The 11,410-nt window shown below is 62.3% G+C and carries 5 protein-coding genes; all 5 read left to right on the plus strand.

Going from position 1 to position 11,410, the window contains the following annotated elements; translation table 11 throughout:
• Nucleotides 1–16: 16 nt before the first annotated feature.
• The 5 genes from GH664_RS05620 to GH664_RS05640 all read left to right on the plus strand — a co-directional run bounded on the left by GH664_RS05620 (nt 17) and on the right by GH664_RS05640 (nt 11,346).
• Entirely contained in the window at nt 17–2,362 is a 2,346-nt protein-coding gene (locus GH664_RS05620) for a S8 family peptidase (protein WP_237717435.1), read from the plus strand.
• Entirely contained in the window at nt 2,362–4,152 is a 1,791-nt protein-coding gene (locus GH664_RS05625; protein ID WP_043104860.1) for an AIPR family protein, read from the plus strand. The genes GH664_RS05620 and GH664_RS05625 overlap by 1 nt, the downstream gene beginning before the upstream one ends.
• A 10-nt stretch (nt 4,153–4,162) precedes the next feature.
• On the plus strand, nt 4,163–5,869 hold the full coding sequence (locus GH664_RS05630) for a site-specific DNA-methyltransferase (protein WP_043104862.1): 1,707 nt from the start codon (nt 4,163–4,165) through the stop codon (nt 5,867–5,869).
• A complete protein-coding gene (locus GH664_RS05635; RefSeq protein WP_043104863.1) occupies nt 5,869–8,604 on the plus strand; it encodes a DEAD/DEAH box helicase family protein in 2,736 nt (911 codons plus the stop codon). The genes GH664_RS05630 and GH664_RS05635 overlap by 1 nt, the downstream gene beginning before the upstream one ends.
• Nucleotides 8,605–8,718: 114 nt before the next feature.
• Nucleotides 8,719–11,346, plus strand: coding sequence for an AAA family ATPase (locus tag GH664_RS05640; RefSeq protein ID WP_043104866.1), 2,628 nt, complete (start codon nt 8,719–8,721; stop codon nt 11,344–11,346).
• Nucleotides 11,347–11,410 lie beyond the last annotated feature (64 nt).

The raw sequence follows: 11,410 nt of genomic DNA on the forward strand, positions 1-11,410 counted from the left end.
GGATGGAGGGGGAGGCATGGCCTATGAACACTTGCGCTTGGAGCGAGAAGCGCCCTCAACGGAGCGCCATCCGAGGCGTCATCCGGGAATTCGCCCTCCTGCCGATCCGAGAGCGCATGGTGCCGCGTTAGCCGGGCGGCTCGACCAAGCGCGGCAACGTGCGATGGCAGAGGACGTCGGCGGGTTCGACGACCGTAAGCTGCTCAAGATTCGGCTGCGCGCGGGCGACAAGAGCGTGCCCGCCTTCGATGCCATTCCTGGCGTGGAGATTGTCAGCCAGGAAGATGAATCCATCGTGCTGGCATTCGCCACTGATGACGGCTTGAGCGAGTTCGAGAGCCGCCTGGCCACCCTTGCACGTGATGGCGTTGTTACACGCAAGGAACTGTTCTACGTCATCGAAGACTTCGACCACTGGACACCCCAGGACCGTACCGGCGCGGCCTTGCTTGAGCAAGGATTTCCAGCCGCGCCAACCTTCATGCTCGATGTCGAACTATGGCCCCAGGAGCGACAGGACAAGCGCCAGCAAATGGTGCGTGCCTTTCTCGACTGGTTGCATGCACAAGGCATTGAGCGGCTGGACGACATCCAGCAACCCTCGCTCGTCATGGTCCGTGTGCGCTGCAACGGTGCGCAGGCCGAGCAGATCTTGCACCATCGCGATGTGCGCACTGCCGACCTGCCGCCCCGCTTGGGTGTGGCCGTACAACTGCTTCATACCGACATCAACCAATTTCCTCCGATCGATCCCCCTTCTGACGATGCTCCGTCCATTGCCGTGCTGGATTCAGGCTTGACGCGCGGACATTCGTTGCTCGGCGCAGCGGTCGGCGACGCGCAGGGCTACCTCGCACCGCATCGCAGTGCGGATGACACCGATCCCCACTGGCACGGCACCTTCGTCGGCGGGCTTGCGTTGTACGGCGATGTCCATAGCGCTATTCAGCAAGGGCAGTTCGTCCCGCAGCTTCGCCTGTTCTCCGGCAAAGTGTTCGAAGACGACGGACAAGACCAAACTGAGTTCGTCGAAAAGGCGGTCGAGGAAGCCGTGCGCGAACTGCATGCGCAATACGGCTGCCGGGTCTTCAACCTAAGCTATGGCGACCTGAACAAGGTCTACGATGGCCGTCATGTGCGCGGGCTCGCCTACACGCTGGATCGGCTGACGCGTGAGCTGGGAGTCCTGTTCGTAGTACCAGCGGGCAATTTGTTGTCATCCCAGTTGCCAGCCGATACACGCGCGAGTTACCCGGACTACCTGTTCGAAGGCCACGCCCGCCTGCTGGACCCCGCCACATCGCTCAACGCGCTGACCGTTGGCGGCTTGAGCCTGAATGAGGCCACACGCAATGCACAGCGCCATCCCAACACGATTGAAGACCACGTGTTGGCACGGGCGGAGCAGCCGTTTCCATTGACTCGCAGCGGCCCTTCTGCCAGCGGCGCCATCAAGCCCGACGTGGTCGCGCATGCCGGCAACATCGCCTTGCGGCGCACTGGAGGTGGCACAGACCATGCCGGTCTGGGAGTGGTGTCGCTCAACGGCGGCTTTGCCTTGGGGCCGGCGTTCAAGGAAGACATCGGCACTAGCTACGCCGCCCCCCAAGTCGCCCACCAAGCCGCGCGGCTACTGGCCGAAGTGCCCGACGCTTCGCCCAGCCTGCTGCGCGCACTGATCGGCGCCCATGCCCGCTGGCCGCAAGCCTGCGAAGCGCTGTTGAACCCCGGCAACAATGCTGAAGGCCGCGACAAACTCCTGCGCCTCGTCGGGTATGGGCGCGTGGACGATGCGGCGCTGTTCCGCTCGCTTGATCACACCGTCACCCTGCTGGCCGAAGAGCGCGTCGGAAACGACCAGCACCACTTCTTCGAATTACCTCTACCAGACAGCTTCTGGGACGGTGGCCGCCGCACGCGTGAGGTGACCGTCGCGCTCGCCTACAGCCCTGCCGTGCGCACCACGCGGCTGGACTACCGAAGAGCCAAACTGTGGTTCCACCTGGTGACGGCTGGCAGCCTGGATGAGGTCACCCAAGCCTACCGGCGCAATCGGGAAGAAGGCATGGGCGAACGCGCCAACGGCCGCTGGCTACCCAACGACACCCGCAAGAACGGCACGTTGCAGGTCTCTCGATGGCGCTTCAAACAGGCGCTGGCCAACGGTCACAAGGTGTTCGTCGTGGTGACCCGGCAAGACAGCCTTTGGTCCGATGGGCGCGATGGGGACGAGCCCTATGCCGTCGCCGTGGTGCTGGCGGATCGGGAGCAGGCCAACGCTCAGCTCTACGCCCAGGTGCAAGCAGCGCTGCAAGCGCGTGCCCAGGCACGTGCGCGCGCTCGGATTGGCGGGAGGGCCTGATGCCGGCGCTCGAACCTCAGTACTTGGCCATCTTGAAGCAGGTGCTCGCCGCCCGCTTCGTGCCGTTCCTGCCGCCATTGCTCGGCAACGTCAATCCCGCCGATCACGCGGCGAAACAGCTTTCGCGGGCCTTCAGCGCCTTCGTCCTCCACAAACTGCTCGACATTACGCCGCAGGTGGCGGCCGCCTCGGTCGTGGATGATTTCAACGACAAGGGCATCGACGCGATCCACTACCACGCGCCGTCGGAGACTCTGTACCTGCTGCAAACCAAGTTGAAGGAGTCCGAGCAGTTCAAGCAGGAGGATGCGCTGCCGTTCTGCGAGGGCATTCGCCTGTTGCTCAAACAGGACTTCACCGCGTTCAACGGGAACGTCCTAAATCGGAAGGCTGATATCGAGGGCGCACTCGATGCGTGCAGCCACATCAAGCTGGTCGTGCCCTGCACCGGCGATGGTGTATCGCAAACGGCCCGCGACGCCTTGCAGGCGCTGCTCGACGACGAAGACCTCGACGAAGAGCGGCTGGTCAAACAGGTGGAATACTACACGGCAACCGAGATCGCCCGCGATCTGTTGGCGGAGCAGGCCTACCAACCCGTGCACACGGATATCGCGTTGCAGAAGCACGCGAAAGTCGAAAGCCCGCGAGCCACGTACTACGGTGTCGCGCGGCTGGCGGACTTGGTGGCCCTGCATCAGACGCACGGCAAGGCCCTGTACGAACGCAACATCCGCTACTTCCTCGGCAGCAGCAAGTCTGATGTTAACAAGGCCATCAAGACGACCTTGCATGACGCCCCGGCGGACTTCTTCTACCTGAACAATGGCGTCACGGCCGTCTGCGACCTGATCGAGCCGAAGGCTAACAAGAATGGCGCCAAGAAGTTCAAGGTGCGCGGCTTGTCCATCATCAACGGCGCGCAGACGGTGGCGTCGGCTGCCGAGTTCGTGCGCCAGCATCCGGGCAAGAGCATCGATGACGCCAAGGTGATGCTCACTTTGATTAAGGCATCGGCGGACGGCCAGTTTGGGAAGAGCGTGACCAAGGCTCGCAACCACCAGAACCCGGTGCAGACCGCGAACTTCGCCTCGCTGGACGAGAACCAGGAGCGGCTACGGCAGGAGATCGCCCACCTCAGCTTCGATTACCACTATCGCCCCGAGGCCCTCGCGACCGGCCCCAAGGCCATCACGCTCGATGAGGCTCTGCGGGCAATGGCCTCGCAACAGAACGACCCACGCTACGCCGTATGGCTCAAGAGCGAACCGGTGCGGCTCGCCAACCCCGACTCCACCGAGTACCAGGCGCTGTTCACTGCCGCGCTACCGGGCGTGACGCTGATCAATGCGGTCCTGTGCCACCGCGCCATCCGCGCCCTGGTGGTGGATTACGAGCAGAAGGCTCCAGCGCGCAGCCAGGAACGTCTGATCTACCGTCACGGCGTACACGTCATCACAGCCGTCATGATGAAGCGCCTGCGCAGCCGCATTGGCACGGCGGCCGTCATCGACCCGGCAGCGATTCCCGCGCTGATCAGCCAGCCGCTCGATCAGCTCCGGCAGCAGGCTTTCGACCTCGGCCAGCAACGACTCGTTCTTGAGGGGCCGCTGGCTTACTTCCGCAACCAGGGCAACGTCGCCGCCTTCCTGGCCGACCTGATGGAAGCACATTTTGCGCTGGGTGCCGATCCGGCCATAGCGCCACTACGCAATATTCAGAATGCAGCGGACGCGTATCCGCGCAAGCGCCTGATCGACTACTTGTCGAGCCGCGCGCCACAACTATGAGAGCGATGCCATGAGCAAACAAAAACTAGAACTTACCTGGATCGGGAAGGAGAAGCGGCCCAAGCTGGAGCCGCGCATCCTGCTCGAAGACCCCGAGAAGTCCTATCACGCCAAGCATCGCGTCTCCGACAACGACATCTTCGACAATCGGCTGATTTTTGGCGACAACCTATTAGCGCTCAAGGCGCTGGAGGCCGAGTTTGCGGGCAAGGTGAAGTGCGTGTTCATTGATCCTCCGTACAACACTGGAAGTGCGTTTGAGCACTACGACGATGGACTTGAACACTCAATTTGGCTGGGATTGATGCGAGACCGTCTTGAGATCATCAAACGCCTACTTTCCGCTGATGGCTCCTTATGGATAGCAATTGACGACAATGAAGGGCACTACTTGAAGGTGCTCTGCGACGAGGTTTTTGGGCGTCAGGCGTTTGTCTCGTCGATGGTGTGGGAGAACTTTTACGGGCGCAGCAATGCAGCGGCTGTCTCGCCAGCACACAACTACGTCCTGCTGTACTCGCCAATGGGGCAGGACTGGAAGAAGGTTCGAAACCTCCTCCCGCGAGGCGAAGAAGCTGCGAGCAAGTACAAGAACCCTGACAACGACCCACGTGGTGCGTGGCGACTGGGTCCGATCTTTGCAGCCGGCGAGAGGCACGAGGGGCTCATGTACACGATAACAACGCCTTCTGGGCGGTCGGTAAGCCCCCCCAAGGGAAGTCACTGGCGCATGCTGGAAGATGACTTCTGGAAGATGGTCAAGGAAGGCAGGATCGTGTTTGGTGAAAAGGGAGACAACAATCCAGCCGTCAAACTGTTTTTGCGTGAAGTTCAGGAAGGCTTGGTACCTCGGACTTGGTGGTCTCATTCAGAAGTCGGTCACTCGCAGGAAGCGAAGCGAGAGATTCAGGCGCTCTTCCCAGAAGATGTGCCTTTCGATACACCGAAGCCGGAACGTCTGCTCAGGCAGGTGATAACGATTGCCACCAATCCCGGCGACATCGTATTGGACTCCTTCGCCGGCTCCGGCACCACAGGAGCGGTGGCGCACAAAATGGGGCGCCGCTGGATCATGGTCGAACTAGGCGAGCACTGCCACACATGTGTCATCCCGCGACTCCGCAAGGTGATTGACGGTACAGATGAGGGAGGGGTCACCGAGAGCGTTGGTTGGCAGGGTGGCGGCGGGTTCCGCTATTACCGCCTTGCCCCCAGCCTGATCGTCAACGACCGCTGGGGCAACCCTGTTGTTAACCCGGAGTACAACGCCGCGATGCTGGCCGAGGCCCTGGCGAAGCTGGAAGGCTTCACCTACGCACCCTCGGAGACGCGCTGGTGGCAGCACGGCCACTCCAGCGAGCGCGATTTCATCTGTGTCACCACTCAAAACCTGTCCGCCGAGCAGTTGCAGGCTTTGTCCGATGAAGTTGGCCCCGAGCAGAGCCTGCTGGTGTGCTGTTCGGCCTTCCGCGGCGTAACGGCCGCCAGGGCATCCGAGCGTTGGCCGAACCTGACACTGAAGAAGATTCCCAGGATGGTGCTGGCCCGCTGTGAGTGGGGCCAGGACGACTACAGCCTGAACGTGGCCAATCTGCCGATGGCGCAGCTTGCGAAGGCCGAGCCTGCGGCCACGGTCGATAACAGCAAGAAGATCAAGAACAAGAATGCGGCCCTCGCCAACGCGGGACAGGGCGGCCTGTTTGGGGGGAACGAATAATGAGCACCCGCGTCCTGCACGCCGTTACCGGTCGTCTGTCTCTTCGTCCGCCGCAAGCCGAGTCCCTTATCAAGCTCGCTCGCGCGCTTGATGCTGCGCCCGAGCTATTGGGTCACGAGCGTGATGTCTCGGCCATTCTGTCCACGTTGAAGGCCGAGTTCAGCACGCTGGAGGACTTCGAGCGCGAGTTCCCGTCGCTGTGTTTCGCGCTGGCCACGGGCGTGGGCAAGACGCGCCTAATGGGAGCCTTTATCGCCTACTTGCATCTAGCGCACGGCATCAACAACTTCTTCGTGCTCGCACCCAACCTGACGATCTACAACAAGCTCATCACGGACTTTACGCGCAACACGCCGAAGTACGTGTTCAAGGGGATCGCCGAATTCGCGCAGCAACCGCCGCTGATCATCACCGGCGACAACTACGACCAGACCGGTGCAGCGGTAGACGATCAATCGATGGGCTTCGCCCACGACGTGCGCATCAACATCTTCAACATTTCCAAGATCAACTCCGAGGTACGCGGCGGCAAGGAGCCGCGCATCAAGCGGATGAAGGAAGTGCTGGGCGACAGCTACTTCAACCATCTGGCCAACCTGTCTGACCTGGTGCTGCTGATGGACGAGTCGCACCGCTACCGGGCCAGCGCCGGCGTGCGCGCCATCAACGAACTCAAGCCGCTGTTCGGTCTGGAAGTGACGGCGACACCGTTCGTCGAGTCCAGCCGTGGGCCGGTGCCGTTCAAGAACGTGGTGATCGACTACCCGCTGGCGCGGGCGATGGAGGATGGCTTCGTCAAGGAGCCGGCCGTGGTCACCCAGCGCAACTTCGACGCCAAGGCTCACACGCCCGAGGAGATCGAGAAGACCAAGCTGGAAGACGGCGTGCGCCTGCACGAGACGACCAAAGTCGAGCTGCTCACCTACGCCCGCGAGAACGGCGTCAAGCCGGTCAAGCCCTTCATGCTCGTCATCGCCCGCGATACCACGCACGCGGGGCAACTCTTGGCGCTTCTGGAGTCGGAAGCCTTCTACGAGGGGCGTTACCAGGGCAAGGTGATCCAGGTCGATTCCAGCCGTACCGGCGCGGAGGAAGAAGAGATGATCACGCGCCTGCTAGCCGTGGAGAGCGTGGACGAGCCGACCGAGATCGTGATTCACGTCAACATGCTCAAGGAGGGCTGGGACGTAACCAACCTCTATACCATCGTGCCGCTGCGCGCCGCCAATGCCCGCACGTTGATCGAACAGTCCATCGGGCGTGGCCTGCGACTGCCCTACGGCAAACGCACGGGCGTCGCGTCGGTGGATCGCTTGAACATCGTCGCGCACGACAAGTTCCAGGAGATCATCGACGAGGCCAACCGCGGCGACTCGCCGATTCGCCTGAAGCAGGTCATCCTCGATGCGCCGAGCGCCGACGACAAGAAGGTCAGCGTGCAGGTCGAGTCCGGGGCAGCGGCGCGTCTCGGTTTGACGGAAGCACCGGTCGTGATCACAGGGGTTTCAGCCACTGACAGTGGAGCGGAAGTCCCCGCGCCCAAACCGGTGTTCACCACGGAGGCGGAGAAGCAGGCCGCGCGCGTGGTCATGGACGTCATCGGCAAGTACGAGGTCAAGCGCGATCTGGTGCCCACCAGCAGCGCGCTGCTGAAACCAGAAGTGCAGAAGGAAATCCTCGCGGAAGTGGCAGAACGGTTGAAGCCGCTGCAAGGCGAATTGCTGGCGGGCGTGGATGAATCAGTCCCCGCACTTGACTTGTCCGCCGTGGTGGCGAAGACCACCGAGATCGTGGTGCAGCAGACCATCGACATCCCGCGCATCGCGGTGGTACCGACTGGCGAGGTCACGACGGGCTTCCACGCCTTCAAGCTGGATGTGAGCCAGCTTCATCTCCAGCCAGGCCAACGCGAGATCGTCGGGCAGATGCTGCGCACCAACGAGCAGTTCACCCTGGCCGCCGAGGTCGGACTCAAGGAGCAGCGCCCGGAGGACTACATCGTCCACGCGCTGGTGGACTTCGATGACATCGACTACTTCACCCACGCCGACCTCCTCTACGACCTCGCAGGCCAGATGGTGCAGCACCTGCGCAGTTATCTGTCCGAGGACGAAGCCATCAGCGTCCTCGATCGTGACCGCCGCTTGATCGCACGGGAAATCCACGCGCAGATGACGGCCCACTTCTGGGAAGAGGCGACGGAGTACGAGGTGCAGGTCAGTCGCGGTTTCACCGAACTCAGGCCTTGCAACTGCACCGCTACGGCAGGCCAGACGGCCCACCACTTCCGGGAGACCGTGACCGAGACCAGTCGCATCAAGCAGATGCTCTTCGGTGGCTTCGCGCGTTGTCTGTATCCGCTGCAGAAGTTCGACTCGGATACCGAGCGGCGCTTCGCCATCATCCTGGAGCGCGACGCCTTGAAGTGGTTCAAGCCCGCGAAGGGGCAGTTCCAGATCTACTACAAGCTCGGCACCGAGCAGCCGGAATACATCCCCGACTTCGTCGCCGAGACGGACGCGATCATCTTCATAGTGGAGACCAAGGCGCGCGCCGACATCAACACGCAGGAGGTTCAGGCCAAGGCCGCTGCCGCCATGCGCTGGTGCAAGCACGCATCTGATCACGCGGCGAGCGTAGGCACCAAGCCCTGGAAGTACCTGCTGGTGCCCCATGACGAAGTCAGCGAGTCGAAACGGCTCGCGGATTACCTGCGCTTTGAGGTCAAGGCGTAATTGAGTTGCCCTCGATCGACTTCGATGAGCAAGAGCGATTCCGGCAAGGCACCCAGGCGGCGGGAAATCGCCGCTTCACGGGCATGATGAACCGGCAGGGAAGAGGAACAAGAAATGCAGAAGCCCGCCGCACAGCAGAAGACCGTCCTGGATACGATTCTGGACTGGTCAAAGGATCGTCCACTCTGGCAGCGTGATGCCCTGCGCCGCATCATCGCAAACGGCCGTCTGACGGACGCCGATATCGGCGAACTCGTGGACCTTTGCAAACAGGGCAAAGGTGCCCCCGTAGGCGCGCTGAAAGCGGTACCGCTGGAGAAGGCCCACCTTCCGGCCAACCCCGGTCAGACCGCCGCGGTATCGCTTCTGTCGATCGCCGACGTGACCGGCGTGAACAACCTTGCCGCCGGCCAAACCCTCGGCTTCGAGCCGAATGGAATCACGATCATCTACGGCGACAACGGTGCGGGCAAGTCCGGCTACGCACGAATCCTGAAGCGCGCATGTCGTGCAAGGCATGCCGGAAAGATCGAACCCAATGTGTATGCCGATCAGCCCCCGAAGCGCGTCGGCGCGAACATCACGTACGGGGTCGGCGGTGTGCCGCAGCCGGTCGAACAGTGGCAGAACGGCGTGAATCCGCATGCAACGCTGTCAGCGGTGAGCGTGTTCGATAGCGACTGCGCCTCAGTGCATATCCGCGAGAAGAACGAAGTCGCATTCCGCCCCTTTGGCCTGGACGTACCGGATGAGCTTGCTGCAGCCTGCCAGGCGGTGAAGGATGCCCTCGCAGCTGAGCAGAAGCAGCTTGAGAAGGCCCGCAATCCGATCTTTGCGGCGCCGACCTGGAAGGCCACCACGGCCGTGGGGAAGGCGCTTGCCGCGCTGAACGCCAACACAGACGCAAAGAAGATCGAAGCCCTGGCGGCGCTCTCGGCAGACGAAAGCGCCCGTCTTGAGCGTCTGCGGGAAGACCTGTCGAAGAATCCGACCAAGGCGGCGGCGGAACAGACCGTCAAAGCCGACAACGTCATGCGGCTGATTACCGTGGTGAACAGCGTTGCAGCCAGAACCACCGATGAGGACCTGCTGGCAGCCGCTGCCCTCGCGAGGGACGCACGGTCGAAACGGGACGCTGCACGTCTTGCCGCGGAGAAGGCCTTCACGGGCGAACCCCTTGCCGGCGTCGGCGGCGAGACGTGGCGGGCGCTTTGGGATTCCGCCCGACGCTACTCGACGGAGATCGCATACCCCGGACAGCCGTTCCCGCCGTCGGCCGAAGACGCGCATTGCATGCTTTGCCAGCAGCCATTGGAAGCTGAGGCACGTGCACGGATGGCACGCTTCGAGGATTTCATCCAGAAGGACACGGAACAGCTGGCACGCGAGGCAGAGAAGGCAGCTCAGACCGCACGGCAGACCATAGCTGCCGGGGCAATCGGCACGCGGGCGGTGAAGGCCAGTCTTGACGAGCTGGGCCTCCAGAATGAGGTGCTGCAGCAGCAGACGCGCCGCTTCATCGCCGCAGCCCGGCTGCGGCGCCACGTTCTGCTCAAAGCCCTGGGCGGAAACGGCGAGGTACAGCTTCCGCCCGTTCCACTGTCGCCGCTGCCTGATCTCGGCCAGCTTCAGACCACGATCCGCAACTACGCCGCCGAGCTGCGCAAGTCGGCTGACGCGGATGAACGCAAGAAGCTCGAAGCCGATTTCGCCGAGCTGAGCGACCGGGCGCTGCTCGCCGGCATGCTGCCGGTCGTCACTGACGAAATCCAGCGGCTGAAGACCATCCGGTTTCTGACCGAGTGTGCGGGCGACACGGCGACGAACACCATCACCAAGATGGGCAACGACATTGCCGACACCGTGATTACGCCCCGGCTGCGCGACAGATTTCAGGAAGAGATCGTCAGGCTTGCGGCCTCGAAGGTTCGCGTCGAAATCGTGCGCTCCGGCGGCAAGTACGGTTCACCGCAGTATCAGGTGCGCCTCTTCGCCAAGCCGGATGCCAAGGTCCACGAAATCCTGAGCGAAGGAGAAAAGACCTGCGTGGCGCTGGCCGCCTTCATGACCGAGCTTGCCACCGCGATGCACCGCTCGGCTCTGGTCTTCGATGACCCGGTGTCCTCGTTGGACCATCGCTGGCGTGGGCAGGTGGCCAAGCGTCTCGTGGAAGAAGCGGAGAACCGTCAGGTCATCGTCTTCACGCATGATCTGGTGTTCGTGAACGATCTGAACGACCACGCGACGAAGACCGGACGGCCAGTGCGGCTCACGACGCTCAGTCGTGCCGCCGCGGGAGCCGGTATGGTGGCCGACGGCCTGCCCTGGAAGGCCCAGAGCGTCGAAGATCGCATCGACAAGCTGGAGAAGGCGGCACGTGCGGCAAAGCTGCTGCATGACAACAACCAAGAAGACGAGTACGCGGTCGAGGTGGCAAAGCTCTACAACGCGTTGCGCGCCACATGGGAGCGCGGCCTGGAGGACATCGCTTTCGTCCGCGTTGTTCAACGCCACAGGGACTACATCAACGCCAAGGACCTGAAGAAGGTCAGTGCGCTCACCGAGGCTGACTGCGATGCTTTCGCCGCCGGATTCAAGAGGTGCTGCGACATTGTCGACGCACACGATCCATCCAGCGGCAGGAATGCCGCGCCGCCACCACCTACTGATCTCTTTCAGGACATCCAGGCTTTGAAGGACTGGGCCGCGTCTCTGCGAGACAGGCAGAAGAAGATTGCTTGAAACGTGTTTGTTCGCGCCAATGCTGACGTTCTTGACGAAGCAGAGAACCGAAACTATGGCATCG

This window comes from Thauera sp. 2A1 (assembly GCF_009469595.2).
GTDB lineage: Bacteria > Pseudomonadota > Gammaproteobacteria > Burkholderiales > Rhodocyclaceae > Thauera.

Bases quoted from the DNA above. Each gene is read 5' to 3' on its own strand.
- GH664_RS05620 (WP_237717435.1), top strand. From the start codon at position 17: ATGGCCTATGAACACTTGCGCTTGGAGCGAGAAGCGCCCTCAACGGAG.
- GH664_RS05625 (WP_043104860.1), top strand. From the start codon at position 2,362: ATGCCGGCGCTCGAACCTCAGTACTTGGCCATCTTGAAGCAGGTGCTC.
- GH664_RS05630 (WP_043104862.1), top strand. From the start codon at position 4,163: ATGAGCAAACAAAAACTAGAACTTACCTGGATCGGGAAGGAGAAGCGG.
- GH664_RS05635 (WP_043104863.1), top strand. From the start codon at position 5,869: ATGAGCACCCGCGTCCTGCACGCCGTTACCGGTCGTCTGTCTCTTCGT.
- GH664_RS05640 (WP_043104866.1), top strand. From the start codon at position 8,719: ATGCAGAAGCCCGCCGCACAGCAGAAGACCGTCCTGGATACGATTCTG.